This window comes from Amycolatopsis lexingtonensis (assembly GCF_014873755.1).
GTDB classification, from domain to species: domain Bacteria; phylum Actinomycetota; class Actinomycetes; order Mycobacteriales; family Pseudonocardiaceae; genus Amycolatopsis; species Amycolatopsis lexingtonensis.
Genome location: NZ_JADBEG010000001.1, coordinates 1,178,306 through 1,204,484, shown reverse-complemented (window position 1 = coordinate 1,204,484; position 26,179 = coordinate 1,178,306). Strand labels below are relative to the sequence as shown.

Here is a 26,179-nt window from a genome sequence, read left to right as displayed (position 1 = left end):
GCCAGCCGCCGAGCACGAGGACCCACCGGATGACCGCCGCCAGCGAACCGGCCCTGCGGGTCGGCGCCCGCGTCCTGCTCCTCAACCGCGACGACGAAGTCCTGCTCATCCACGCCCGCGACCCCGACGACCCCGGCCACCACTGGTGGGAACTCCCCGGCGGCGGGCAGGACCCCGGCGAGAAGCTCGAGGACACCGCCCGCCGCGAAATCGCCGAGGAAACCGGGCTCGTCATCGACGAGATCGGCCGCAAGCTCTGGACCCGCGAAAGCCGCTTCACCTACCGCGACCGCGACCACCACCGCCTCGACCACGTCTACCTCGCCCACACCGACCACGACGCACCGCAGGTCGCCCTCCGGCACACCGCCAACGAACGCGCCGGCCTCATCGAACGACGCTGGTGGCCGGCGACCGCGCTGGCCGCGTGCGTGGACAGGCTGCTCCCGGCCGAGCTGCCGGAGCTCGTCCAGTCGCTCCTTGATGGCCGGTTCCCCGATACTCCCCCGGCTCTTACCGCCTGACGTCGCCGTCACCGCGGTGGATGCACGGTGGTTCGGCGCGGCGCATGGCGATGCGCGCCCGGAACGACTGGGCCACCGGTCCGTCGGGTAGCGGGGCGGTCCACCGGTAACCGGGAGCGCGGGCCACGGCGGCCGCGACGAGCGTGCCGCCGTAGCCGAGCAGCCGGTAGCCCGCGGCGACGTGGACGTAGTCGAGGGTGGCGGCCCGGCACGGGACGCAGATGCTGAGCGTCGTGGTCGCGAATTGCGCACGGTCGAGGTGGAGGTCGATCTGGCTGGCCAGCGTCCCGGGCGGTGGCGCGCGGACGATGAGCAGGAGTCCGTCGCCGAACGCCGGGTCGAACGCCCGCGGGCTCGTGACGTCGAGGTGAGCCCATTCGGCGAGTCGCCGCTTGGACGGGTTGCAGGCCTCGTCCGAGCGGAAGACCTCGCAAAGGGTGGCGTGGAGCCGGTAGCGATGGCTGTAGGGCGCGAGCTTGTCATAGAGATCGAGGTTCAGCCAATGCCCGCGCAAGCAGGTGGCCGGCTGGCCGGACGATGGCCGAAGCGGAATCAGCTCGCCGAACTCCCGGCGCGCGCCCGATCGGACCGCGCCGCCGGCTTGATCGCCGATCATCAGGCGAGACGCTGCTGCTCGGTAGTGCACGGCCGAGGCGGAAGGTTCATCCGGCGGCCTCAGTCAGGCCGCGCCGGGCGAGCGGACGGCCCGCGGCGGCCGCACCGCCCGGGCCGGGCAGCTTGAGGGCGACGGTCTGCGGACGAGCTGCGCCGCCGCGGCCGCGCCTGGTGACGACGACATCGCGGTACTCCAGGTGGCCGAACCTGTCGTCAGTCAGGCCACGCCACTTGCGTCGCGAGACGTGCAGCTCAAGGTCGACTCCCGGCGACGCACCGGCGGTGATCAGCACCGCACCCCGGTTGCGAACCCGCCCGGCCAGCTTGCGGGCCAGCTGCGGCTGGACTCCTCGCACGGCGCCCAGGCCCAGGACAACCAGGTCGAACCCGTCGATCAACGCCGACACGACCGCGACAACCCCGGCTCCAGGGTTCGGCACGAGTGCGAACCGGTCCAGGTCGATACCGAGCTCGGCGGCCGCGGTGACCCCGAGCTCCGGCATCCCGGCGATCGCTGACCCCGAGCCTTGCTGCGTCGCCTCGGCGAGCAGCGCCAGAACCAGGGCGGTCGAGCCCGAGACCGACAGGGTGGTGCCACGCCGCAGCCCGCCGCCCGGTAGCAGCTCCGCGAGTGCGGGCGTGACCGGTAGCGATCCGGCGGCGGCCGGCGCCTCGGAGCTCGGCTGCTTCAGCTCGGCGGCCGTACGGACACCTGGGATCCCGCGAGCCCGGCCACCGCCTCCGGCACCGCCACCACGCACCTCCAGCACCACGAACACGCACCGGAGACACCCGCGGGGAAGACACGAGCGCACCCGAACATTCATCGAACACTTGTTGGGACATTGCGAGACGGAGACCCGCCCTGTCAAGCCGAGCGGCAGAATGTGACGACCGGCAATGGCAGCTTGCCAGTCCCTCCCGTCAGGTTGCGCTCAGCGCAACAGCCGACAGTGCGGTTGGGTTCGGTGCATGGGGATTGACAACGACTCGAACGCCGTCGCGCTTGAGCGCGACCAGCTCAGGGACGCGCTGGACACCCAGCCCGTCATCGAACAAGCCAAAGGCATGTTCATGCTGATCCACGGTTGGAGCACCGACGAGGCGTTCACCGCCTTGCGCGAGATCTCCCAGCACGCCAACGTCAAGCTGCGCGACGTCGCCACTGTCGTCGACGCGGCCGGCAGCCGCGTCGAACCGAACCTGCCCGACCTGGCACGAACGATCCTCGACGACCAGGCCTGGACGCACGCACTCTTCACCCAGCGGTGAATGCCGTCCCAAAGGGACTTCGGTCCCCCTGGGACCTAGCCGTCGTCCTCGGGCAAAGTGGCCTCCGGCGGGTACACCCGCGTGATGGCCAGCGATCCCAGGCCGCGAGCCACCAGGTCCTGCCGGATCTGGTGGGTGGTGCAGCCGCCGTAGACCAGATGTGTCAGCCGCATCGCCCCGGTGCCGCGGATGGGCTCGGCGATCATCGTAAGCACGCCGTCACCGCACCGGTGGTGCTCGACCCGCTCGCCGGGGCCGGCGTACTCCGCCGCAATCATGTTTTCGTAGTCGCGGCGCCCGTTCTCGGACAGCGTCGCGTACAGCTCGTCGGTGAGGGCCTTGACCTGCGGCGGGTGATCCCGATGATGGGTGATCAGGGTGCTCCGCCGCCAGCTCTCGTCCTCAGGTGCTCGCCAAGCCACGTTCTCTCCCCTCGGTCAACGACGAAGTGCCTTGCGGCGGACGAACCCGATGACGGCAGTGCCGACGAACAGCACGATGCCGATGATGGCCAGCCAGACCAAGCCCTTGAACGCAAAGCCGATGACGGCCGTGATCAGCCAGAGCACCAGCAGGACGACGACCAGGATCATCATGATGACAACCTCCTTGCGCAGCGGAGGACTTCCGCCACACGTGCGATGGTCAACGGGCTCGCGCCCGGAAAACCTCATGCCCGGCCAGGCGGCCTCCGGTCGTCACCTCGGCCGGAGAGCCGCTGGCCTCCGCAGCGGGACCACGCCTCGCTTCGGACCACGTTCGTGTCACTGACTTGCCGCACGGCCTTTCTTCCGCGCGTCGTCGGCGCGCAGGGGTGCGCCGACCTCGTGTAGGTAGCGCAGGATCTGGCCGTAGGACACCAGCAGGCCGCCCTCGCTGTAGTTGATCCCCCGGCTGACGCAGAACGCCTGCACGAGCGGCTGGGCGCGGCGCAGCGTGGGCCGCGGCATGCCGGGGAACAGATGGTGCTCGATCTGGAAGTTCAGCCCGCCGAACGCGAAGTCGACCCAGCGGCCACCGGTCACGTTGTGGGAGGTGAGGACCTGCTCGCGCAGGAAGTCCAGAGGGTGCCCCTCGGTCAACGTCAGCATGCCCTTGTGATTCGGGGCGAAGGAACACCCCATGTACAGACCCCACAGCCCCTGGTGCACCGCGATGAACACCAACGCCTTACCGGGCGAAAGGACCAGGAAAACCGCGGTCAGGTAGCCGACGATGTGCGTCGCCAGCAGGGTTGCCTCCACCCACCGGAACGCCTGGTACTTCGCCATCCAGCCCGGGAAACCCCGCTTCGCGCGGCTTTGCCGCGAGGTGAACGCCAGTGCGGCGTTCGCCCGGCGGCGGGGGAAGATCTGCTTGTGCCCGGCATCATGCCCCAGGAACGCGATCTGCGTGCACGCAACGGCCAGGAACGCCGCGGTGAACAACTGCCACCAGGTGTCACCCAGCAGAGCGAAAGCCACCCAGGCGCCGGTGAAGGCCAGCAACGTCAGGCTGCCCTTCACCGCGTAGCGCACCGGACGGCGTCTCAGCAGCCCGGCTTCCTTGATGATGTCCGGTAGTTCAGCGTATTCGCTTCCCTGCCTCGGGCCCGACTCCCGCTGAGTCGAAGACGCGACAGAGTCCATGATTCGACCTCCCGATCGTGGTTCAGGCCGGTGCCCGCAGGCGGCCGCCTTCCGCTTCCCACCGCTGCCGCGCGAACGCCATGCCGTCGGCACCCAGCAGTGCCTCGGGGGTCTCGACGTTGCCCGGCTCCGAGGCCGTCCTCAGCACCTGCCCGGCGATCCCGGCTTCCGTCCCGGGCGGCACCGTCAGCAGCGTGAGCCGCCGCCGGCCGCCGGGCCCGATCACCGTCAGGGTGGCCGGGTGCTGCGAGCGGAACCCTTCCAGGCGCACCAACCGGCCCCCGATGGTCAGCCGGCGTCCCGGCGGTTCCCAGGCCGTGAGGTTGTAGGTGACCCGCTCGGCGTCGCCCAGCCGGCCGGCCAGGGCGGCGAGCAGGTCCGGCAGCTCGGCGGCCAGGTCGGGCGTCCGCGGCCACCAGGCGCCGTCCACGAAACCGGCGGGAGAACCGGCCGGCTTCACCGACAGCCGCGACGTCCGATGCTCCGACCTCGTCTTCACGAGCGTCTCGTTTCCCATGACAGCCCCTCAGCGGACCTTTTCGGGAATCTCCTCGAGCGTCCGCAGCAGCCGGATGGCCAGCGCGCGCGCTTCTTCGGCCGACAAGGGCGAATTGTCCTTCACCACGTCCTCGACGAGCTTCACGCGCTGCTCGTAGCGGGACACATAAACGGTTTCCATATCCATCCTCTTCCTTCTCCTGATGACCCGTGAGTGCGTCATGCCGAGGTCGGGACCGATGCGCCGTTGGCCTGGACCGGAACCGCGGCGGTGGCCGACGCGGCCTCGCGCGCCAGGAACGTCCCGAGCTCGCCGATCGTGCTCATCAACGGCGCCGGGAACACGACGGTCGTGTTCTTGTCCACGCCGATCTCCACCAGGCTCTGCAGGTTCCGCAGCTGCAACGCCAGCGGATGCGCCATCATCGTGTCCGACGCATCACCCAGCGCCGCCGCGGCCCGGGCCTCGCCTTCGGCGTTGATGATCTTGGCTCGCTTCTCCCGCTCGGCCTCGGCCTGCTTGGCCATCGCGCGCTTCATCGACTCCGGCAGCTGGATGTCCTTCAGCTCCACCAACGTGACCTCCACGCCCCACTCGGTCGTGGTGACGTCGAGGATCTGGCGGATGTCGGAGTTGATGGCGTCCGTTTCGGACAGTGTCTCGTCGAGGGTGTGCTGCCCGACGACCTTCCGCAACGTCGTCTGCGCGATCTGGTCGATCGCCGCATACACGTTCTCGATCGCGACCACCGACTTCGTCGCGTCCACCACCCGGAAGTACGCCACCGCCGAAACGTCCACGCTGACGTTGTCGCGGGTGATGATGCCCTGCGACTGGATCGGCATCGTCACGATCCGCAGCGACACCCGCCGCAGCACATCGACGACCGGGATGATCAACCGCAACCCCGGCTCACGCACCCCGACGACCCGGCCCAGCCGGAACAACACCCCCTTCTCGTACTGCTTCACGATCCTGATCGACAAACCCAGCAGAAGCAGCACGACCACAACGATCGCGGCGATGACCCAGCCATTCATGACAAAACTCCCATCGTAAGCGGATCCCGGCCGCCGAAGTGCTCCGGCGGTTCACGACGAGTCCGCGGCCGCGGGCCGTACCACGAGCAACGGACAGGTCGCGTGGTAGAGCAGGGCCTGGCTGATCGGCCCCGGCACCATCCCGGCGAAGCCCCGCTGCCCCTGACTGCCGACCACCGGCAGCTGCGCGTCCGCCGAGTACTCCGGCAGGCACCGCACCGCGACGCCGGGATATTTCTCCCGGCCGCGGTCGAGCCGCTCGGCCAGCGACGCACGCGCGCGGAGCTCGAGGTCTTCCAACGCCGGGATGTACCGCCGGGCGTGGGCGTAGGCGCTGTCGGAGGTGAACCACAGCCACGCGTGCACCACGACGAGGTCCGCGTGCCGTGACGCCGCCGCCTCGAAGGCCGTGGCGATCGCGAGTCACTGCGCACCGAGTCGTCGACCCCGACGACCACCGGCCCGGCCGGGGCACCCGGGTCGCCTCGGACCACCGCCACCGGGCAGTGTCCCTGGGTGACGAGGGCGATCGCGGTGGAGCCGGCGAGAATTCCGGGAAGGCCGCCCAGCCCGACAGACCCGACGACGACCAGCCGGGCGGCACCGGACACTTCGACCAGGCTCGCGACCGGAGCGCCGGCCGCCAGGTCGAGCTCCACCGCGAGATCGGGCCGGCCGTCCACGACCGCGTTCCGCGCCTCGCCGCGCCGGCGGCGCCCGTCCGATTCCAGGGCGGCCGAGAACTCGGCCGGCAGCTCGGCGGCGCAATGGGCCATCGCCGGCTGGGACACCGCGTGCACCAACCGGAGCGGAAGGTCACCGTGGCAGGCCTCGTCCGCCGCCCATCGAGCCGCCGCCACGGCCACGATCGGCCGGGGTGTCCCGGTGCCCGTTCGGTGCGCCATTTCCAGTCCCGGAGTGCAGGGAAACGGCCGTCATCCGGCGACCTGTTCCCAGCCAAGCCCGCGATCAAGGCCACCGCCATGGCCGGAAGTCACCGATTCCCAGGACCTCTGCCAGTCCGGCGGCGGCGCACGTGCCGCCGGGTGGGTCACTCCGGTGTCTCGCCAGTGCGGCCGGGAGGGTCGACGGCCGCCACGGATATCAGGGCTCGTTCGGGAGCGAGGTCAGCATGCGTCGGTCGGCATGGATGCGCTCCAGCGCACCCGACCCCACGCCGGGCACCGCCGTCCGGAGCGCCGTCACCACGCAAGTCCAGAACGACGCGGGCTCGCGATCCTCCGGGTCGAGCGAACGCCACGCCACCGAATGGTCCTCCCGGCCCGCTCGGCGACTCGCGGGCGGGTACCTCGAGGCCCGCGTTCTTGATGTAGGCGTCGTCGTCGAACAACCCTTCGCGGTCGCGGCGACCTGTGCGCCGTCGATCTGCCCGATGCACTGCAGGCACGGCCTGCCGGGCGTGGCGACGTGCGTCCGCCAAGTGGCGTTGCGCATGCCCTGGTCGGGGAAGGGCACGATGGCCAGGCCGCCGTCGACGACCGGGATGAGGTCGGCATGGGCGATTTGGTTGAGGACCGCGCGTGGCCAGGGCCGGTCTACGCAGCTGAAGATGACGTCGTAGTCGAGGGCGATCTGCTCCCCAGCCGGTTCGCACAGGCTGAGGTCGAATCCTTCTTGCTTCGGACCAGGCGGGCGTCTTGCCGCGTCGCCGTGATCAGGCGGTCGAGGTTGAGCTTCTCGACCGTGTCGAAGTCCATTGACGCGACGTTCTGAATGCCCGCCTGGACAAGGCGGATCGCGAGGTCGAGCCCGACGGCGCCGACGACGAGGACGCGCAGGCGCGCGAGATCGCCCTGAACGCCCTCGCCCCACGCGGACACCGTCCGGATCTGCGAGCTCCGCAGGCACTACCGGACCACAACGGCTGGCTCCGCCGATCCCCGGTGACCCGCTCGATCTCACCGGGTTCGCCACCGCCCCGTGCGCACTGCCGAACGAACAACAGACCGGTTCGCCGGAACCGTCATCGGCCACCAAGGACACCGAGCCCCGTGAACCGGCCACGGCTGCGAACGACCGGACGCGGCCGGTCGGCGCAACGAGTGCATCAGGTCGGCCGACGCGATGTCACGCACCCGGTAAGAGGTCGGTAAGACTTCACGCGAGTGCGACTTTCGTCGGGTCCCCGACCTCCGGCGTCAGCGGTATACCTGATCAAGCTGCTTCCCGTTGATGACCACCGGGTCAAGAATTCCAGGAATCGGAACCCCGATTCTCCTCCCCCGTTTGTGCGGGCGCTTCAGCGTGCCCGCGAACCGTGACAGCAGGAGGGCAAATGCTGCGTCTCGACCCAGCTCGCGAACACGTCGTCGGGTTGTACCGGATCGCAATCGGTTTCTTGTTCGCCTGCCACGGCTTGAAAAGCCTGTTCGGCTTGTTCGGTGCGAACGCGGCGACTCCGGTCGCGCAGTGGCCCGGCTGGTGGGCCGCGGCGATCCAGCTGGTGTGCGGTGGACTGGTCCTGATCGGGGTAGCCACTCGTCCGGCCGCCGTTCTGGGTTCGGGTTCGATGGCTTATGCGTATTTCACCGCGCATTCACCACACGGGTTGTGGCCGATCCAGAACGGCGGGGAGGCCGCGGCGTTGTTCTGCTGGGCTCTGCTGCTCGTCGCCTTCGTCGGCCCGGGCCGCTTCGCGTTGAGTCGCCTGTGGAGCCGACCGGAAGCCGGTAACGCGCCGAAGCTCGGCTCGCAGCCGCCCGTCACCGCAGCCAGGTCGGCCGGTGACCGGGTCACCGGCGCCGATTCGTGATCGGGTTGACCCGCAGGTTGTTGGTGGTCACGTTCAATCTCCTGCTTCGCCGGTCCCCAGCCAGGCAGGGTGAGCTGAGCGGCCCACGCGCTGCTGACCCTGGTCAGGCACGGGAAGTCCTCGGACGGTTCCCGAACGGCGAAGCCCCTCGCCGACGTCAGCCGACGGTGACTCCGAACAGGACGCCGACGAAGTACGTCACGACCATGGTGAGGGCACCGACGCCGGCGTTGCGCAGGATCGCGCGGCCCTCCTTCGCGTTGCCGAGCCTTGCACTGATCCACCCGGTCAGCGTCAAGCCGATGACGGCCGCGGCGGCACAGGCCCACACCCGGAGGGAGACACCGGTCCAGACGATGGCGAGCAACGGCAGCAGCGCGCCGACCGAAAACGCCGCCAGCGATGCCCACGCCGCCTGCCACGGACTGGTCAGGTTGTCCGGATCGATGCCCAGCTCGGCCTCCGCGTGCGCCTGGAAGGCGTCCTTTTCGGTCAGTTCGCGGGCGACCTGCCGGGCCAGCTCCGGAGAAAGGCCCTTACCTTCGTAGATGCCGGCCAGCTCCTGCTCCTCGGCCTCCGGCATGGTCCTCAGCTCGTGCTTTTCCAGCCGGAGCATAGCGTGTTCGGTGTCGCGCTGAGTGCTCACCGAAACGTATTCGCCACCCGCCATGGAAAACGCCCCGGCGACCAGCCCGGCGATGCCGGCCGTGAGGATCGTGGTGCGGTCGGCCGTCGCACCGGCCACGCCGACGACGAGCCCCGCCACCGACACGATCCCGTCATTCGCCCCGAGCACCCCGGCCCGCAACCAGTTCAGCTTCCCACCGACGTCACCGTGCGGCTCGGCACCGTGGGGATCCAGCTCGCCGTCATCGATCTCCGCCATCGCTCCAGTGGACCACGCCGGTGATCCGGTCCGCTGCGAAGGCGACCCTCAATGAGCAATGCTTTACCTTCGCTCCGGAACGCCTGCCTCGATGGGAGCCAGGGGCCTAGGTCACCCGAACCGAGGACCTTCGCCGCCGCGTGCGGGCCGCGATTCCCTACGCGCCCAGCGGCCGGCGCGGACATCCTGGAGCGATGGCCGGCGAAACGGTGATCCGGGTCGAAGGCCTCACCAAGGTCTACGGCCGGACCGAAGCCCTGCGCGACGTGAGCTTCGAAATCGGACCGGGTGAGGTGTTCGGCTACCTTGGCCCCAACGGGGCCGGGAAGACGACGACGCTGCGCCTGCTGATGGGCATGATCCGGCCGACCGCCGGCACCGCCGAAGTGGCCGGGGCGGACTCGTGGCGGGACGCCGTGGCCGTGCACCGGGCCGTCGGGTACGTACCGGGTGACACGAGACTGTACGACCGGTTGACCGGCCGCCAGCACGTCACCTACTTCGGGCACCTGCGCGGCGACCCGACCGGGAAACGGGCAGAGGTCCTGGCCGACCGGCTCGACCTCGACCTGGACCGGCCCGCCCGGTCGCTGTCGAAGGGCAACCGGCAGAAGCTGGCCGTGGTGCTGGCCCTGATGTCCGCGCCCCGCGTCCTGATTCTCGACGAGCCCAGCAGTGGCCTGGACCCCTTGGTGCAGCACGAGTTCCACGCCCTGCTGCGCGAACACACGACCACCGGCGGCAGCGTGCTGTTCTCCTCACACGTCCTCGCCGAGGTGCAGCGGGTCGCCGACCGGATCGGGGTGCTGCGGGCCGGCCGGCTGGTCACCGTGGACCGCGTCGACGACCTGCGCGCGAAGTCCCTGCACCACGTCCGCGCCCGGTTCGCCGACGACGTCCCGGCGGCCGTGTTCGCCGCGGTGCCCGGCGTGCGTGACGTCGCCGTCGACGGCGGGGTCCTCACCTGCGGGGCGCCCGAGGCCGCCCTCGACGCGCTCGTGAAGCGGATCGCTCAGCACCGCCTCCTGGACTTCGAGTGCGTCGAGGCCGACCTGGAAGAGACGTTCCTGACCTACTACGGACCCGGGACCGGCGATGCTGCGTGACATCCTGCTCAAGACCCTGCACGACCAGCGACGCGGCCTGCTCGCGTGGTCGGTGAGCCTTGTCCTGCTCGTGGCGATGTACGTGGCGCTGTGGCCCAGCATCCGCGACCAGCCGTCCATGGGCCAGTTCCTGCAGAACATCCCCGAAGCCATGCGCGCGCTGTTCGCCGCGTCCGGCGCCGACATGTCCACGCCCACCGGGTACGTGCAGGTTGAGCTGCTGTCGTTCATGGGGCCGATGCTGTTGCTGATCTACGCGATCACCACGGGTGCGGCGGGCGTCGCGGGCGAGGAGGACCGGCACACCCTCGAGCTCCTGATGGCCAACCCGGTCAGCCGGACCCGGGTCGTGCTGGAGAAGCTCGCCGCGCTCGTGGTGGGCACAGTTCTGCTCGGCCTGGTCACCGGCCTGGCCCTCGTGCTCGAAGGCCGCCTGGCCGGTCTGACGCTGCCCATCGGTCACGTCGCGGCCGCGATGCTCCACATGACGCTGCTCGCACTGGTCTTCGGCGCGCTCGCCGCGGCCATCGGGGGCCTGACCGGGCACGGGACCGCCAGCCGCGCGATCCCGGCCGTCGTGGCCGTCGTCGCGTACGTGCTCAACGGCTTGGGCCCCATCGTGTCCTGGCTGAGGCCCGCGCAGAAGATCTCGCCGTTCTACCAGTACATCGGCCATGATCCGCTCCGCACCGGCGTTTCCCTGGCCGCGGTGCTGGTCGCCGTGCTCACCACTGCCGTGCTCGCCGCCGTGACCGTGGCGGGATTCCGGCGACGCGACCTGGCCGCGTGACTCACAGCACGGCGGGCTCTTCGTTGCCCACGGCCCGGATGGCGCGCCGCACGGGCACCAGTGACATCAGCACCAGGCCCGCGACGAAGAACACCACCAGCGAGATGATCGCGTACCGGTAGGAACCGGTGGCCTGGGCCATCCCGGCGAACAGCAGCGGGCCCAGCCACGACGTGGCCCGCTCACCGACCTCGTAGACCGAGAAGTACTGGGCCTCCCGGCCCGGCGGGACCATCTGGCTGAACAACGACCGCGACAACGCGTTCGTCCCGCCCAGCACCAGCCCGATCCCCGCGGCCAGCAAAAGGTACTGCACCAGTTGGCCGGCTTGGACGAAGTACGCCGATGCGACCACGAGCACCCAGATGCCCAAGCTCACCATGATCGTCTTCTTCGCACCCAGCCGCTTCGCGACCAGCCCGTGCAGCATCCCGCCGGCGAAGGCGACGAACTGGACCACGAGGATCGTGGTGATCAGGACGGTGTCGGAGAACCGCAGCTGCTCACTGCCGTACTGCGCGGAAACGTTGGCCACGGTGGAGATCCCGTCGGTGTACACCAGGTAGGTCCCCAAGAACGCCAGCGTCAGCGGAAACGCCTTCGCCGCCCGCAACGTGCGGCCCAGCTCCCGGAACCCGGCGGTGACCACCCAGCCACCTCCCCGCGGGGAGGGCGGCGCCGCGCGGCCGCGCAGGGCCCGCAACGGGATGAGCGTGAACAACGCCCACCAGAGCCCGGACGTCGCGAACGCGATCTGCGCGGAGTTCGCGGTGCTCAGCCCGAGCGAGTCGTGGAAGACGTACACCGCCAGCTGCAGCGCCAGCGCCAGCCCGCCGCCCAGGTAGCCGAAGGCCCAGCCGCGGGTGGACACGCCGTCCCGCTCGTCGGCCGTGGCGATCTCCGGCAGGAACGAGTAGTAGATCACCACCGACGTCCCGTACCCGATGTTCCCGAGCACGAACAGCACCACGCCGAGCTGCCAGTCCGTCCCGGCGACGAACGCCATCGCCGTGGTCGCCGCCGCGCCGCCGAACGCGAACACGGCCAGCATCCGCCGCTTGGCGCGGGTGCGGTCGGCGATCGCGCCCATGACCGGCAGCACCAGCACCTGGATCACCGTCGCCGCCGAAAGCAGGTAACCCCACAGGGAACCGGCCGGGAAGTGCAGCCCGAACAGCCCGATCGCGCAGTCGTGCAGCTTGTCGCGGTTGCCTTCGGCGTCGGCCGGACAGGGGTTCGGGCCGTTGAGGGCGGTGTCGCGCCGCGCCGCTTCGGCGGCGACCGCGGTCAGGTACAGCGCCCCGAACACCGTCGTGACCGACGTCGGGAACACCGAGTTGGCCCAGTCGTACCAGACCCAGCCCCGTTGCTCGCGCCGGCGAACGGCGTCGTGTCCGGTCTCGTCCACCGTGGCCATCGCTCCTCCGCGAGTTCGTCCGGATCGGTCGAAGCATGAGTGGCCGGAGACGGACGGGATAGAGGCCTTGTGGCTTCAAGAAGGCGACCTCTGGCACCGGGTCGATGCCGTATTCCCCTGTTCCGCAACGCTGTCCGGCCACAAGCTGAGCGCGAGGTGTGGCGCAGGGAGGGGTTCGGCTGCGTGAGTCCGGCCGGACTCGACGGAAAGCAGCCGGATTGTTGCTGGCCGCCGGTGGCGCGTACTCGCTGTGGCTTCTGGAGTTCTTTCTGCCGACCGGCCTGGACCCGGTGCGCAGCTTCGTCAGTGAGCACTATCCGGTGTTCCAGCCGTACCAGCAGCTGTTCCGAACCGCGGACCTGGTCGCCGGGGCCACGTACGTTTCGGCGGCCTGGCTCCTGCGGTAGCGCTGTGCTGGAGCCTCGTCGTGTTCGGCGCGGGCACGGTGCTCGATGCGCTGTTCGTCCCGGACTGCGTGTCCACTGTGGATCCGGTGTGCGAACGTCTCGAGTTCGCCGGGCAGGTGTCGAGGCAGCACCTGCTGCATCTCGGGTCCAGCGTCGTGACGCAGCTCGCGGTGGTCGTCATCGCGTTCGCGGCCTTACGTCTCGCCGGCAGGTACGGCAGCCAGGCCGACCGGAGGCCGGTCCGCGTGCTGTTCGCGATCTGGGCCGTCGCCGGGATCGCCTGCGTCGCGGGCTACCAGCTCGGGTGGCCGGGGTTTCCGCAGCGGATCCAGCTGCTCGCCATGTCCGCCGCCACCGTGGCCGGGGCCATCCACTGCTTTCACCGGCACCACACTCCGCCGCCCCGCAGCGGAAGCCGCCCACCGGCGCTCGTCGGCAAGTAATGCCGGTTTCCATCGCCGGCCGGCACGACCGGATCGAACAGCGCGGTTGCCGCGGGGTGCGCAGCTGGTGGGAGGCGTCGGCGACGAACAGCCGTTGCGACTCGACCAGCTGCTGCAGCCGGCCGGCCATTGCGTTGACCGTCGTGGCGAGCGACCGCAGGTCCGGTGCGCCGACCCGGGTGTCCGCGCGGGCACCGAGCCGGCCGCGGCTGAGGCTCGTCTGCGGCCGCGCGCAGGCCGGTCCGGGCGCGGCGGACCCGGAACCCGGCGTAGGCCAGACCTTCACCGAGGGGATCGGCGATGCTGTCGTCGTCCTCGATCACGAGCACCGCGGTTGCCGCCTGCTTCGGCGCCTCACCCTTCGTCATCGTCACCGCCTCACGTCGCGGTGCCTGCCGAGCGGTAGGGCTGGCTGATGTCGGTGCGCCAGGTCGCGGGATCGGGTTGTCCGGCCGGGTCGCTGAGGTAGGTCTCCCAGGGGGCTCCCGCCGGTTCGCCGCCCCGTGCCTTGATCCAGGCGATGAGCGCGGCGTAGGCGGGTTCCATCGCGTCGTAGGGTCCGATGTGCACCGTCGCGGCGACCGTCCCACCCGGCAGTACGGCGGGATGCACCTCCTCGGCGGACGTGATCACGGCGTCGACCGGGAAGCCCGCTTCGACGTGGAAGCGTCCGCCGTCGAGCCGACCGTAGCGGGCGAACGGTGGCCCGGCTGGTGCGATGCCCTGCCGGCCCAGGGTTTCGGCGACGGCGGTGTAGGCCTTGCCCAGCCAGGGCCCGATCTCCGGCACGGTCAGCGTGGCTTCGGTGACCGCGGTGCGCTGTTCGGCTTGGGTGCGGTCGTGAATCGGGTACTCCTGCACGAGCCCATCCTCCGGTCCGGGAATTGTCCGCAGTGTCGTCCTGGCGTTGGTGTCGGCCGGTGCCGCGGCGGCTTCGGTGTCGAGGAAAGCACGGATGTCGCGGGCAATCTGTCCTCTGTAGACGCTCAGGTGGCCGCGACCGGGGTAGAGGATCAGCCCCGCGCCGGGAATGCCGGCCGCGGTCTCCTCGAACAGTTCCCGCCCGTAGCAGGCGTCCTGGTCGCCGCCGACGACCAGGGTGGGTGCCGCGATGTCGGGGAGCCGGACCTTGAGGTCGAAGTCGTCTTCGGCGTCGATGGTGGCGGCCAGGCCCGGGTCGGTGGGGCGCGCGATGGCGGGGCCGAGCAGCCAGCCCAGGGCCCGCATGATCCGCCGGGCGGCGGGCGTGGCACCCATGATCGCGGTCATCGCGGCGCCGGCGCGATGTGGCCGACGCTGTCGCAGGGCCTTCACGGCCCGGCGCTGGGTGTCGCGTCCGAACGTGCCGAGGCGGTGGGCGGCCGAGACGACGACCAGGCGGCGCACGACGTCGGGGTGGTCGGCGGCCAGCTGCAGCGCGATACTGCCGCCGGTGGAGACGCCGACCACGTCCACCGGGCGCCCGAACCACCAGCGCAGGGCTTCGGCGTGCTCGCGGGCCAGATCGGCGATCGTGGTGGGTGAGGTGCCGTCGCCGCGGCGGGCGACCCACCAGACCTCGCGGCCCTCGGCCAGCGGTGTGCACTGCCGGGTCTCGAACCACCGGCCCAGGCCCCGTGGCGCGTGCTCGTGTGACTCCAGGCCGGGCAGGAAGACCAGGGGTTCGCCCGTCCCGGTCCGCAGGGTCATCATCCGGGAGGCCGAAGGCGGGGCCGAGCCCGTGTGGTCGTCGGCGCCCAGCCGGTCGTGGAGGAACTCGGCCTGGTCGGCGCACAGCCGGTCGAACCACGGTGGCAGGTAGACGTCGAAGTGCCCGGCCGGATAGTGCCGCACCTCGGCCAGAGGCGCCTTCGCGGCGATCCGGGCGGCGAAGCGGCTGGAGGCTTCGAGGTCGTGGTCGGCCAGGCACATCAGCAGCGGCATGGCCAGCCGCTCGGCGGTGCCGCGGCGGTAGCGGGGAAGGGCGAAGACGAACCGCGGCGCGATGGCGTTGCGCCAGCCGGTGGCCTCACCGCCCAGCGCGGAAAACACCTCCCCGGCCCGGGATTCGACGAAAACCGCCACCCGGCCGGGCTCGTCGACGACCGGCACGAGGTACGGGGGTTCGCCACGCCACCAGCGGATGAGGTCCCGTCCGGCCGCCACCGTGAACCGCAGCGTCAGCTCGACCACGTCACGGTGCAGCCGCTGGGCGAGGGTGCGGCCGCGCCGCCACCCGTCGATGACCGGCACCTGCGCCACCACCGCGGCGATGGCCGGATCGTCGGCGGCGACGGCGAGCACGTGGCCGCCGCTGAGCGAGGTGCCCCACAGCGCGATCCGGTCGGGATCGATCCCGGGCAGGGTGCGGGCGTGGGCCACGGCGGCGCGGTAGTCCTCGCGTTGCTCCCGGACGTCGATCACCTGCCGCGGACTGCCGTCGCTGTCCCCGAAGTGCCGGTAGTCGAACACGAGCACGGCCATCCCGCGGGCGGCGAACCGGTTCGCGTAGTCCGGCAGCCCCAGCCGTTTGGTCCCGCTTCCGCCGTGGGCCATGACCACGCACGGCACCGGGCGCGCGTCTCCCGGCGGCCAGTAGAGGTCTGCCGCGCACCGCACCCCGGCGACCACGAACGACACCGGCTGCGGCTGATCGTGCGACGTCATGATCGTGCTCCTGCCGGTTCGGTGTCCGAGGCCAGGGCGAAGTAGTTCTCTTCTTCTTGGACGAAGTGCAGGCTCAGCACGGTGTAGAGGCCGTAGAGGCCCGACAACAGGTCGTCGACCTGCCCGGGGTCGATCCGCCCGGCGGCTTCGGCGAGCCGGAGGTGGTGAGCCAGGCGGCGGGTGAGCCGTTCGATCTCGGCGTGCGCGCGGCTCATCGTGGCGGTGGCTTCGTCACTTCCGAGCGGGGCGGCCAGCGCCGGGTAGAGCTGGGTCTCCTCGGCCCGCTCGTGCGGCAGCAGCCGCTCGACGAGGAAGGTGTGCACGCGCTGGAGTTCGGCCAACGCGGCTGGGGTCGCGCCGGTCTCGGCAAGCAGGTTCGCCGCGTCGCGCACCATCGGGAGGCTGCCGCGCAGCTCGTCGTGTTCGGCGGCGAAGCGGTGCAGCAGCTGTTCGGTGGCCGGCGCCAGCGTCACACCGCCGGCGGGGGTGCCCCGCAACGCCCGCAGCGCGTTGAGGATGACCGCGACGTCGATGCCTTCCTGCAGCAGCGCCCCGGCCGCCGGCGGCAGCCAGCCCACGGCCGCGATGGCCATGGCGGCGAGCGAGAGCACCATGCCGGTCGCGGCGCTCTGGACGGCGATGCGGCGGGCGCGGCGGGCGATGTCCATCGCGTCGGCGAGCCGGTCCAGCCGGTCGGTGGTCAGCACGATGTCCGCGGCCTCCGACGATGCGGTGGAGCCGCGGGCGCCCATGGCCACGCCGACATCGGCGGCGGCGAGCGCGGGTGCGTCGTTGACCCCGTCACCGACCATCACCGTGACGTCCCGTTCGCGTTCGCCGCGGACGGCGGCGACCTTGTCCGCGGGCGTCTGGTCCGCGCACACGGCGTCGAGGCCGAGCACGGTGCCGATCTCCTCGGCCGGCTCGCGGCGGTCGCCGGTGAGCATGACCAGCCGGCGCAGCCCGGCCGCGCGCAGCCGCCGCAGGGTGCGCGGAGCGTCGCGGCGCAGCGGATCGCGCAGCAGCGCGGCACCGGTGAGCTCGCCGTCGACGGTCAGCCACGCGAGCGCGGCCCCGTCCAGCCCGGCCCGGCCGCGCACCGCCGTCGCCCACGGCTGTTCTGCCGGTGGCTGGGCCGGTTTGCCGACTTCGACGCGGCGGCCGTCGACCGTGGCGGTGACACCGCGGCCGGGTTCCTCGACGACGTCGGCCGGCAGGGACAGGTACAGGCCACGGGCGCGGGCTTCGGCGGTGATGGCCTCGGCCAGCACGTGCGGCGACAGCTGCTCCGCCGAGGCGGCCAGCTGCAGCACCTCGGCTGCTTCCCAGCCCGGTGCCGCGGCGATTTCCACGACCACCGGTCGTCCGGCGGTCAGCGTCCCGGTCTTGTCCATCACCAGCGTCCGAGCGCGGCCGAGGGTTTCCAGCGCGCCACCGCCGCGGATGATCACCCCGAGCCGCGACGAGCGCGACAGCCCCGAGACGATCGCGACCGGCGCGGCCAGCAGCAACGGACACGGCGTAGCGACCACCAGCACGGCCACCGCGCGCACCAGGGACCCGCTGAACACCCACGCCAGCCCGGCCAGGGCGAGGGAAACCGGCAGGAACCAGGCGGCGTACCGGTCGGCCAGCCGCACCACCGGCGCGCTCTCGGCGCCGGCCTCGCGAGCGAGCCGCACGATGCCTGCGTAGGTGCTGTCCTCGGCGGTCGCGGTGGCGCGCAGCTCGAACGCCGACCCGGCGTTCACCACGCCACTGCGGACCGGGTCGCCCTCGGCGCGCTCGACCTGCATCGGTTCGCCGGTGAGCACCGACTCGTCCAGCACCGCCGCGGTGCTCTCGATCAGCCCGTCGGCCGGGACGACCTCGCCGGGGCCGACCACCAGCAGATCACCGACGGCGACCTCGGACAACGGCACCACCTCGACGGCGTCGCCGCGCCGACGGCGCGCCGACCGCGGCGCATGTTCCAGCAGAGCCCGCAGGTCGTGCGACGCGCGTCGCTCGGCCGCCGCGTCGAGGGCCCGGCCGGTCGCCAGCATGACCGCGATCAACGCCCCGGCCAGGTACTCGTGCACCACCAGGGTGCCGACCAGCGCGAGAACGGCGATCAGGTCCACCCCGGCTCGTTTCTGCCGCAGCGCCGCGATCACCCACCACAGCGCGGGCACCACGGCCACCACCGTCCCGGCCACCCAGCACACGTCCGCGAACCCACCGGCACCGGCCAGCCAGCCGATACCACCGGCCAGCAACGCTCCGACAGTCACGACCACCAACGCCGGCTCGGCCCACCTCCGCAGGGACCGCACCATCGACGTCGCAGGCGAGTTTCCGACTTTCTCGATCACCGATGTCCTCCCGCGGGTCGGGCCACTGCCGTCCATCCGACCCCGCCACCGCATCGCGAAATAGAGCACCTGAGCACCCCGCGCAGGGTCTTTCGTCTCTCCCGGCAGGGCCAGACCGGAGCCAGCATGGTGACGGCCGATCGTCCGAGCAGGCCGAGGAGAAACGTGATGACGGAACTGACCGAGACCCGGCCGATCGTGGTCGGCGTGGACGGCTCCGCCTCGGCCACCGAGGCCGTGCGGTGGGCCGCACAGGAGGCTGTGCGACGTGACCTGCCACTGGTGATCGAGCACGTGTGCGCCCTGGTCCCGATCGCCGCGCCGTACGCGGAAGCGTTCGTGGGCTACAAGTCCGTGGTGGCGGAGGAGGGACAGCGGTGGCTCGCCGAAGCCCGCACCGCCGCCGAGAAGGTCGCGCCACGGGCGCAGGTGAGCACCGAGCTCGTCAACGGCTGGGCCGCCGAGCACCTGATCGGCCGATCGGCCTCCGTCGAACTCGTCGTGCTCGGCTCGCGGGGCCTGGGCGGGTTCACCGGCCTGCTGGCCGGGTCGGTCGCCGTGCAGGTGGCCGCCCACGGACACTGCCCCCTCGTCGTCGTCCGCGGCGCCGATCCTCAAACGCCACCGAGGCAGGACGGCCCGGTCGTGGTCGGCGTCGACGGCTCCCCCGCCGGCGAGGCGGCCATTCCGTTCGCCTTCCGGGCCGCCGACGCCCGCGGGGTCCCGCTGGTAGCCGTCCACACCTGGACAGACCAAGCCATCGTCATCGGCTGGCAGTCCAGCCTGGCGACGAACTGGAAGACGATCCGCCAGGAACACCTGAAGCTGCTGGACGAACGGCTCGCCCCACTCCGGGCTCGCTACCCCGGCGTGACGGTGCACCCGGACGTGGCCATGGACGGGCCGGCGCGCACCTTGCTCGAGCACGCACGCACCGCGCAACTGGTCGTCGTCGGCACCCGCGGCCGCGGCGGCTTCCGTGGCCTGCTGCTGGGCTCCACCAGCCAAGCCCTCCTCCATCACGCGCCCTGCCCCGTGGCCGTCGTGCCCCCAGTCCGGCCGTGAACGCGGACGCGGATGACGAGCCCGGACGGCTGCACGCTGTGCGCCGAGCCCGACAGCGACTGGCTGCTCACCTACACCGGCCTCGACGCCGCCACCGAAGGCACCCGGGAAGCGTTGCTGACCCTCGGCAACGGCTACCTGGCCACCCGGGGCGCCGCGCCGGAAGCCACGGCCGACGGCGTTCACTACCCGGCCACCTACGCGGCCGGGGTCTACAACCGGCTCGAATCCCGTATGGACGGTCGGCTGCGGTGTGACGAAAGCCTGGTGAACCTGCCGAACTGGCTGCCGCTCACGGTCCGCGCGGACGACGGTCCCTGGTTCACGACGGAGACGTGGCAAGTGCGGCACCACCACGTCACGCTGGACCTGCGGCACGGGCTGCTCCTGCGCGAACTGGTGGCGGAAGATCCGAGGCAACGGCGCATCCACGTCCGGCAGGAGCGGCTGGTGTCGATGGACCGCCCGCACCTGGCGTGCCTGCGCACCACCCTCACCCCGCAGAACTGGTCCGGCGCGCTGCACGTCCGCAGCCTGCTCGACGGGCGGGTCCGCAACGGCAACGTGGCCGAGTTCGCCGCGCTGGCCAAGGACCACCTCACCGAGCCGGTCGGCGGCCACCACGGCAGCACCTGCTGGCTGGTCACCGAAACCAGCCAGTCACGGGTGCGGGTCGCGTTCGCGGCGCACACGCGGGTGAGTCACGAGGACGCGCAGCGCCAGGCGATCCGCCTCTCCGGAGGCGTCGGTCACGTGTGGACGGTGCCGGGCGAGCCCGGTGCGGCGGTGACCGTGGACAAGACCGTCGCCGTCTACACCTCCCGCGACCACGCGATCTCCGAACCAGTGGACGCCGCCCGAGACGAACTGGCCCACGCCCCGGGATTCTCCGCGTTGCGCGCGACGCACGAGCAGGCCTGGCGGCACGTGTGGCAGCGACTGCACCTGTCGGCCGGCCTCGACTCCCGTGACGGACAAGAACTCAATGCGCGCCGCGCGGTCAACGTGCACCTGTTCCACCTCGCGCAGACCCTGTCCCAGCACACCGCCGACCTCGACGCCGGGGTGCCCGCACGGGGTCTGCACGGCGAGGGCTACCGCGGGCACGTCTTCTGGGACGAGCTGTTCGTCTTCCCCCTGCTGAACCTGCGCGTCCCGGAACTGACCCGCGCGCTGCTGCTCTACCGGTACCGCAGGCTGCCCCAGGCCCGGCGGCTGGCTCGCGAGGTCGGCGGTGCGGGGGCCTTGTTCCCGTGGCAGAGCGGCAGCGACGGCCGCGAAGAGACCCCCGACTGGTTCTTCAACCCGCGCTCACAGCGGTGGATGGCCGACCGCTCCCGGCGGCAGTACCACGTCAACCTGGCGGTCGCCTACAACGTCTGGCAGTACTACCAGGTCACCGCCGACATCGACTTCCTGGCCGCCTACGGAGCCGAGCTGCTGGTCGAGATCGCGCGGTTCTGGGCCGCGATCGCCGAACACGACCCGGCGACCGGCCGCTACCACCTGCGCGGCCTGATGGGACCCGACGAATTCCACGACGGCTACCCCGGCCGGCCCGGCGCGGGCGTGGACGACAACGCCTACGTCGCGGTGCTGACCTCCTGGGTCCTGGCCCGGGTCATCGACGCCCACGAAGTACTGGGCGGGCACCACACCGAGGACCTGTGGCAACGCCTCGGCGTCACCGCCACCGAACTGCGGCACTGGGACCGGCTCAGCCGCCGGCTGCACGTGCCGTTCCTGCCGAACGGGCTGCTCGCCCAGTTCGACGGCTACGGCGACCTCGACGAGCTGGACTGGGCCGCCTATCGCGCCCGCTACGGCAACATCGGCCGCCTCGACCTCATCCTGGAAGCGGAAAACGACACCACCAACCGCTACCAAGTGTCCAAACAGGCCGACGTCCTCATGCTGTTCTACCTGCTCAGCGCCGAAGAACTCACCGAAACCCTGCACCGCCTCGGCCACGGCTTCGACCCCGCCACCATCCCGGCCACCATCGCCCACTACCTCGCCCGCACCACCCACGGCTCCACCCTCAGCCGCATCGTCCACGCCTGGATCCTCTCCCGCGGCGACCGCCCAGCCTCCTGGCGGCTCCTGCGCGAAGCGCTCGACGCAGACCTCGCCGACACCCAAGGCGGCACTACCCGCGAAGGCATCCACCTCGGCGCCATGGCCGCCACCGCCGACGTCCTGCAACGCTGCTACACCGGCCTGGAAACCCGCGGCAACACCCTCCGCCTGCACCCCCGCCTCCCCGACGCCCTCACCCGGCTCGACTTCGACCTGCGCTACCGCGGCCACTGGCTCCACGTCGAACTCACCCACGACCACGTCGACATCCACGCTCGCGCCGGTGCCGCCGCGCCGATCACGATCGCCGTCAACGACGAAACCCACACCCTGCACAGCGGTGCCCGCCTGCCGGTACAGCTCACCGATGCTCGGGATTCCCCGTCAGGTGATGTTCTCGGAACCCCCGTCCGGCCCGAAGGAAGAACGTGACGCGGTGAACGCGGAAGCCGGCCGGTGTCGACGGGTCACGTTCGTCGACGTGGGCGGTGCAGCGCTCCTGCCAGGACGCACTGATCGCCCGGGGCCGCCCTGGCTCGTGGACGCCGCAGCCACCGCCAAGGCCGCAGCACCCGACGTGATGGTGCGCACCGAGCTCACCACCGGCTGGGGCAGCCGAGCAGTTGACCGGGCGGTCGACCTCGGCGGAGCTGATCGTGCTCGTTGTCGCGCGGGCAGGGCGGATTCACCGGGCCGGTGGCCGGGTCGATCGCGGTGGCCACCGCCATCCACAGGCAATGCCCGGTCGTCGTCGCACACGGAAAAGCCCGGTGCGCGTGAGATCGCCGCACTTTTCGGGCGCAGCGCAACTCAGGACATTGGCGACCTACCCGTGGGACCAAGGCCTCTGACCACCCGGGTCACTCGGCAGGACACTGCCGGAGTGACCCAGGTCAACACGTGTCGACGTATGCCCCCGGGGGTACCCGGCACGGCGGCGGCGGGTGCGCTACTCTGGATCCAGATACCCCTGGGGGTATAAGGAGAGAGGACTCATGATCGAGATCATCGCCATCGACACCCCGACTCTCGGTGACCGCAGCTACCTCGTCGAGGACGGCGAGACCGCGTTCGTGGTCGACCCGCAGCGCGACATCGACCGGGTGCTGGACCTGGCCCAGGTACGGGGCTTGCGGATCACGGACGTGTTCGAGACCCACATCCACAACGACTACGTGACCGGCGGTCTCGCACTGGCCCGCGTGACCGGTGCCGCCTACCACGTCAACGCCGCGGATCCGGTGTCCTTCGAGCGCACCCCGATCGACGACGGGGACGTGATCGAGGTCGGGGCGCACATGCGCGTGCGCGCACTGGCGACCCCGGGGCACACCTTCACGCACCTCTCGTACGTCCTGGAAGCGCCAGGGCGCGTCCCGGCGGTGTTCACCGGCGGTTCGCTGCTGTACGGCTCCACCGGACGGCCCGACCTGCTCGGCCCGGCTCACACCGGGGAGCTGGTCAAGCGCCAGTACGAGTCGGCACACCGGCTGGCCGACGTGCTGCCCGACGACGCCGAGATCTATCCCACGCACGGCTTCGGCAGCTTCTGCTCGGCCACCCAGTCCGAGGCCGACCGGTCGACGATCGGCCGGGAGAAGCAGGTCAACCCGGTGCTGACCCGGGATGAGCAGGCTTATGTCGATGAGCTGCTGGCCGGGCTGGACGCCTACCCGGCCTACTACGCGCACATGGGCCCGGCCAACAGCGCCGGCCCGGACGCCCCCGACCTGACCCCGCCGGAGACGGCCGACCCCGTGGAGCTGCGCGCGCGCATCGAGAAGGGCGAATGGGTGGTCGACCTGCGCTCGCGGACCGCGTTCGCCGCCGGCCACGTGGCAGGCACCCTGAACTTCGGCGCCGACGGCAGCTTCGCCACCTACCTGGGCTGGCTCATCCCGTGGGGCACTCCCTTGTCGCTGCTGGGCGACACCGCCGAGCAGGTCGCCGACGCACAGCGCGAACTGGTCCGGATCGGCATCGACCGCGTCGAGTCCGCGGCCACCGGCACCCCCGACGCGTGGACGGGCGATGCCCCGCTCGGCTGGTTCCCGCGGGCGGATTTCGGGGAGCTGGCCATGGTCCGCCACCACCGGCAGGTGACGATCCTCGACGTCCGCCGCAACCAGGAATGGACGCAGCACCACATCGACGGTGCGGTGCACATCCCGATCCACGAGCTGCTGGATCGCCTCGGCGAGCTACCGGCCGGGGAGGTGTGGGTGCACTGCCAAGCCGGGTACCGGGCCTCGATCGCGGCCTCGGTCCTCGCCGCGGCCGGACACCAGGTCGTCGCGGTCGACGACGAGTTCGACCGGGCGGCGCGGGCCGGGCTCCCCCTGGTCGTGAGCTGAACTCATGACGTTCCTGCTGGCAGCGGTGTTCGGCCTGATCATCGGCGCGGCACTGGGCCTGCTCGGCGCGGGCGGCTCCATCCTCGCCATCCCCGCGCTGGTCTACGGCGTCGGCCTGCCGCTCAGCGCGGCCATCCCGACGTCGCTGCTGGTCGTGGCCGTGTCCGCGGCCGGCGGACTGGTCGCCCGGTGGCGCTCGAAGGTGATCCGCTGGCCCGTCGCGCTCGTCTTCGCCGCGGCCAGCGTCCCGGCCGCGTTCGGCGGCACCGCGCTGGGCAAGCTGCTGCCGGACCGCTGGCTGCTGGTCGCGTTCGCCGTCCTGATGGCGGTGGTCGCGATCCGCATGCTCACCGGCACCCCGGAACGAGACGGCGCCTGCCGCACCGGCGGCGGCAAGGTCAACTGGCGCAGCTGCCTGCCCAAGGCCCTCGGTGTCGGCGCCGTCGTCGGGGTCTTGACCGGCTTGTTCGGCGTCGGCGGCGGATTCGTCATCGTCCCGGCCCTGACGATGCTGCTGGGGCTCACCGCGCCGGAAGCGGTCGCGACGTCGCTGGTGGTCATCGTGCTCACCTCGCTGGGCGGGCTGGGCGCCCACGCAGCGGCGGTGCCGAACCTGAACTACGGCATCGCTCTCGTGTTCGCCGGGATCGCTCTGCTGGCCTCCCTGCTCGCAGGCAGGCTCGGCAACCGGCTACCGGCCCGGACCGTGCGCCGAGCCTTCGCCTACGTGGTCTTGACCGTCGCAACAGGCGTGGCGGCCGCCGCCGTGTTCGCCCCCGCAGCCCTGCACGGTGGCTGACCCGATCAACCCGAAGAGGAGCAAAACCACCATGAAATACGACCTGAGCACCACCCTCGACCTGCCCTACGAGAAGGCTGTCGACGCCGTGCGCGCGGCCTTGAAGGACCAGGGCTTCGGGGTGCTGACCGAGATCGACGTCCAGGCGACGATGCGCGAGAAGCTCGGCGCCGACATGGAGCCCTACGTCATCCTCGGCGCCTGCAACCCACCGCTGGCGCACCGCGCGCTGGAGGCCGACCGGATGATCGGCTTGCTGTTGCCGTGCAACGTCGTCGTCCGCGCCGACGGCGACGACCGCAGCCTGGTCCAGGCACTCGACCCGCAGGTGATGATCACCGTGCCCGAACGCGAGGAACTCCGCCCGGTCGCCGACGAAGCCGGCAAACGCATCCGCGCCGCTCTCGACTCACTCGCCGGCTGACTCGGCGGCGCACCGAAACCTCGGGCGGGTGGGCGCCGGGACACCGGCGCCCACCCCGTCATCACCGCGCGAGCCACGCGTCGAACGCGGCGAGGTGACGCTGCGACGCGGTCAGCAGGTGCTCGTAGACCCGCGTGACGTCGGGAGCGGTGAGCCCGTCGACTGCCTTGCGCAGGTCGGCGATGTCGGTCGTCTCCACCGCGCGCCCCGCCTCGAGTGCGGCATTCTGGTCGGCCGAGCCCTGCGCGAGCAGACGGTCGTAGGTCGCTTGCACGGCCGGCGTCGCGAAGTGCCCCTGGGCCTGGCCCGCGGTCGGGTCGGTGACCTGATAGCGACTCATCAGCGTGCGCACGGCGTCGAGGTGCGCTGTCTCCGCTGCCGCGATCCGGTCGAACACCACGGCGTCGTACCGGCCGGCGAACGCCGTGTAGAGGTCGTGCGCGAGTTTCTCTTCCTCCGCGTTGGCCGCCAGCGTCGCGCGCTGCGCTTCACTCAGTGCGCCGCTGGGGTCGACGACGCCGGTCAGGCAAGTGCCGTCCCGCTGCCGGTCCTGAACCATCAGGCTCGATCCGGCGCCCGGGCCGTTGCCCGCACCGGGAGCGTTCCCGGCCCCATCGGGGCCGCCGGCGGCGAACGCCGGGATCGCCACGACCGCACCCACGGTCACGAGCCCACCCGCGGCGATGGCGGTGATCAGTGTCCGGGTCCTCATGTCTCCTCCTTCTCCGTGCCGGACTTCCTCCGGCACCTTCAGAATTCGCGCCGTGCGCGCAGGCGCCGTGTGGCCGATGTGGAGACGACGTGGAGCCCGCCGCGCTTCGGGCGTCAGGCCCTTCCGGGAGCGTGGGCCCTCGCCGCGATGGCAGGGGCGCCCGCGGGCAATCCATAACGCGGTGTGTCGGACCGGTGGCACGGTGAACCTTCCCCCGTGGCTGCGGCAAGTCTGGCAGTTCCTCACGTCGAAGTCCCCGAGCATCCTCGCCCTGACCGTCGCGGCACTCGCGTTGACCGGGCTGTTCGTCGGCTACGTCGCCGACATCACCGCGGCCGTCGCGGCA

Annotated in this window: 27 protein-coding genes and 1 pseudogene; 12 read left to right on the top strand and 16 right to left on the bottom strand. The window is 71.2% G+C overall.

What is annotated here, in order from left to right; all coding sequences use genetic code 11:
- The first annotated feature begins 29 nt into the window (after positions 1-29).
- On the top strand, positions 30-524 hold the full coding sequence (locus H4696_RS05855; protein WP_086862228.1) for an NUDIX hydrolase: 495 nt from the start codon (positions 30-32) through the stop codon (positions 522-524).
- On the opposite strand, the gene H4696_RS05850 is transcribed toward H4696_RS05855, so the two are convergent.
- A complete protein-coding gene (locus tag H4696_RS05850; protein ID WP_086862229.1) occupies positions 514-1,140 on the bottom strand; it encodes a GNAT family N-acetyltransferase in 627 nt (208 codons plus the stop codon). The two genes, H4696_RS05855 and H4696_RS05850, sit on opposite strands and share 11 nt — an antisense overlap.
- A gap of 46 nt (positions 1,141-1,186) precedes the next feature.
- Positions 1,187-1,918 carry a hypothetical protein gene (locus H4696_RS05845; RefSeq protein ID WP_249027077.1) on the bottom strand — a complete coding sequence of 244 codons (732 nt, stop codon included), beginning with the start codon at positions 1,916-1,918 and terminating at the stop codon, positions 1,187-1,189.
- Positions 1,919-2,111: 193 nt separating this feature from the next.
- Here H4696_RS05845 and H4696_RS05840 point away from each other — a divergent pair, with 193 nt between their 5' ends.
- Positions 2,112-2,411, top strand: coding sequence for an ANTAR domain-containing protein (locus H4696_RS05840; RefSeq protein WP_086862230.1), 300 nt, complete (start codon positions 2,112-2,114; stop codon positions 2,409-2,411).
- Between the two features lie 35 nt (positions 2,412-2,446).
- On the opposite strand, the gene H4696_RS05835 is transcribed toward H4696_RS05840, so the two are convergent.
- From H4696_RS05835 to H4696_RS05800, 9 genes and pseudogenes are all read right to left on the bottom strand, one after another.
- A complete protein-coding gene (locus tag H4696_RS05835) occupies positions 2,447-2,833 on the bottom strand; it encodes a hypothetical protein (protein ID WP_086862231.1) in 387 nt (128 codons plus the stop codon).
- A 15-nt stretch (positions 2,834-2,848) separates the two neighbouring features.
- Positions 2,849-3,007: a hypothetical protein gene (locus H4696_RS05830; protein WP_158104355.1), complete on the bottom strand. Its 159-nt coding sequence runs from the start codon at positions 3,005-3,007 to the stop codon at positions 2,849-2,851.
- A gap of 168 nt (positions 3,008-3,175) precedes the next feature.
- On the bottom strand, positions 3,176-4,039 hold the full coding sequence (locus H4696_RS05825) for a fatty acid desaturase family protein (protein WP_086862232.1): 864 nt from the start codon (positions 4,037-4,039) through the stop codon (positions 3,176-3,178).
- A gap of 22 nt (positions 4,040-4,061) precedes the next feature.
- Positions 4,062-4,538, bottom strand: coding sequence for a DUF5994 family protein (locus H4696_RS05820; protein ID WP_338078654.1), 477 nt, complete (start codon positions 4,536-4,538; stop codon positions 4,062-4,064).
- A 27-nt stretch (positions 4,539-4,565) separates the two neighbouring features.
- Positions 4,566-4,718, bottom strand: coding sequence for a DUF6307 family protein (locus H4696_RS05815; RefSeq protein WP_192783149.1), 153 nt, complete (start codon positions 4,716-4,718; stop codon positions 4,566-4,568).
- A gap of 38 nt (positions 4,719-4,756) precedes the next feature.
- Positions 4,757-5,578 (bottom strand): slipin family protein, encoded by an 822-nt coding sequence (locus tag H4696_RS05810; RefSeq protein WP_086862235.1) that lies wholly within the window; start codon positions 5,576-5,578, stop codon positions 4,757-4,759.
- Between the two features lie 51 nt (positions 5,579-5,629).
- Positions 5,630-5,995, bottom strand: a complete 366-nt coding sequence (locus H4696_RS49820; protein ID WP_086862236.1) for a universal stress protein — start codon at positions 5,993-5,995, stop codon at positions 5,630-5,632.
- Between the two features lie 80 nt (positions 5,996-6,075).
- Positions 6,076-6,483: pseudogene (locus tag H4696_RS51480) on the bottom strand (universal stress protein); the annotation flags it as partial.
- 651 nt (positions 6,484-7,134) lie between these two features.
- Positions 7,135-7,428, bottom strand: coding sequence for a ThiF family adenylyltransferase (locus H4696_RS05800; protein ID WP_276328938.1), 294 nt, complete (start codon positions 7,426-7,428; stop codon positions 7,135-7,137).
- A 446-nt stretch (positions 7,429-7,874) separates the two neighbouring features.
- Here H4696_RS05800 and H4696_RS05795 point away from each other — a divergent pair, with 446 nt between their 5' ends.
- Positions 7,875-8,351, top strand: coding sequence for a DoxX family protein (locus tag H4696_RS05795; RefSeq protein WP_086862238.1), 477 nt, complete (start codon positions 7,875-7,877; stop codon positions 8,349-8,351).
- Between the two features lie 157 nt (positions 8,352-8,508).
- Here H4696_RS05795 and H4696_RS05790 read toward each other — a convergent pair whose 3' ends face one another.
- Positions 8,509-9,237, bottom strand: coding sequence for a VIT1/CCC1 transporter family protein (locus tag H4696_RS05790; protein WP_086862239.1), 729 nt, complete (start codon positions 9,235-9,237; stop codon positions 8,509-8,511).
- A gap of 194 nt (positions 9,238-9,431) precedes the next feature.
- Here H4696_RS05790 and H4696_RS05785 point away from each other — a divergent pair, with 194 nt between their 5' ends.
- Complete coding sequence (locus tag H4696_RS05785) at positions 9,432-10,343, top strand: ABC transporter ATP-binding protein (RefSeq protein WP_086862240.1); 912 nt, start codon at positions 9,432-9,434, stop codon at positions 10,341-10,343.
- Entirely contained in the window at positions 10,333-11,133 is an 801-nt protein-coding gene (locus H4696_RS05780) for an ABC transporter permease subunit (protein WP_086862241.1), read from the top strand. The genes H4696_RS05785 and H4696_RS05780 overlap by 11 nt, the downstream gene beginning before the upstream one ends.
- Position 11,134: 1 nt before the next feature.
- Here the strand turns inward: H4696_RS05780 and H4696_RS05775 are convergent, their stop codons facing one another.
- On the bottom strand, positions 11,135-12,550 hold the full coding sequence (locus tag H4696_RS05775; RefSeq protein WP_086862242.1) for an MFS transporter: 1,416 nt from the start codon (positions 12,548-12,550) through the stop codon (positions 11,135-11,137).
- Between the two features lie 218 nt (positions 12,551-12,768).
- Between H4696_RS05775 and H4696_RS05770 the strand changes: the two genes are divergently transcribed.
- Positions 12,769-12,957 (top strand): DUF998 domain-containing protein, encoded by a 189-nt coding sequence (locus H4696_RS05770; RefSeq protein WP_086862243.1) that lies wholly within the window; start codon positions 12,769-12,771, stop codon positions 12,955-12,957.
- 20 nt (positions 12,958-12,977) lie between these two features.
- The gene (locus tag H4696_RS05765) at positions 12,978-13,400 is read left to right on the top strand and encodes a DUF998 domain-containing protein (RefSeq protein ID WP_158104358.1); all 423 of its coding nucleotides are present in this window, start codon (positions 12,978-12,980) and stop codon (positions 13,398-13,400) included.
- Positions 13,401-13,778: 378 nt separating this feature from the next.
- Here H4696_RS05765 and H4696_RS49805 read toward each other — a convergent pair whose 3' ends face one another.
- Together H4696_RS49805 and H4696_RS05745 are read right to left on the bottom strand one after the other, a co-directional pair.
- Positions 13,779-16,046: an alpha/beta fold hydrolase gene (locus H4696_RS49805; RefSeq protein ID WP_211299746.1), complete on the bottom strand. Its 2,268-nt coding sequence runs from the start codon at positions 16,044-16,046 to the stop codon at positions 13,779-13,781.
- On the bottom strand, positions 16,043-18,364 hold the full coding sequence (locus H4696_RS05745; protein ID WP_086862251.1) for a heavy metal translocating P-type ATPase: 2,322 nt from the start codon (positions 18,362-18,364) through the stop codon (positions 16,043-16,045). The genes H4696_RS49805 and H4696_RS05745 overlap by 4 nt, the downstream gene beginning before the upstream one ends.
- Positions 18,365-18,568: 204 nt before the next feature.
- Here H4696_RS05745 and H4696_RS05740 point away from each other — a divergent pair, with 204 nt between their 5' ends.
- The 5 genes from H4696_RS05740 to H4696_RS05720 all read left to right on the top strand — a co-directional run bounded on the left by H4696_RS05740 (position 18,569) and on the right by H4696_RS05720 (position 25,121).
- Positions 18,569-19,465, top strand: a complete 897-nt coding sequence (locus H4696_RS05740; RefSeq protein ID WP_086862246.1) for a universal stress protein — start codon at positions 18,569-18,571, stop codon at positions 19,463-19,465.
- A 12-nt stretch (positions 19,466-19,477) separates the two neighbouring features.
- On the top strand, positions 19,478-21,976 hold the full coding sequence (locus tag H4696_RS05735; protein WP_192782098.1) for a glycoside hydrolase family 65 protein: 2,499 nt from the start codon (positions 19,478-19,480) through the stop codon (positions 21,974-21,976).
- A gap of 563 nt (positions 21,977-22,539) precedes the next feature.
- On the top strand, positions 22,540-23,898 hold the full coding sequence (locus H4696_RS05730; protein ID WP_086862120.1) for an MBL fold metallo-hydrolase: 1,359 nt from the start codon (positions 22,540-22,542) through the stop codon (positions 23,896-23,898).
- Positions 23,899-23,902: 4 nt separating this feature from the next.
- Complete coding sequence (locus H4696_RS05725) at positions 23,903-24,697, top strand: sulfite exporter TauE/SafE family protein (RefSeq protein ID WP_086862119.1); 795 nt, start codon at positions 23,903-23,905, stop codon at positions 24,695-24,697.
- Between the two features lie 31 nt (positions 24,698-24,728).
- Positions 24,729-25,121, top strand: a complete 393-nt coding sequence (locus H4696_RS05720) for a DUF302 domain-containing protein (RefSeq protein ID WP_086862118.1) — start codon at positions 24,729-24,731, stop codon at positions 25,119-25,121.
- A 61-nt stretch (positions 25,122-25,182) separates the two neighbouring features.
- On the opposite strand, the gene H4696_RS05715 is transcribed toward H4696_RS05720, so the two are convergent.
- Positions 25,183-25,833 carry a DUF2202 domain-containing protein gene (locus H4696_RS05715; RefSeq protein WP_086862117.1) on the bottom strand — a complete coding sequence of 217 codons (651 nt, stop codon included), beginning with the start codon at positions 25,831-25,833 and terminating at the stop codon, positions 25,183-25,185.
- Positions 25,834-26,179 lie beyond the last annotated feature (346 nt).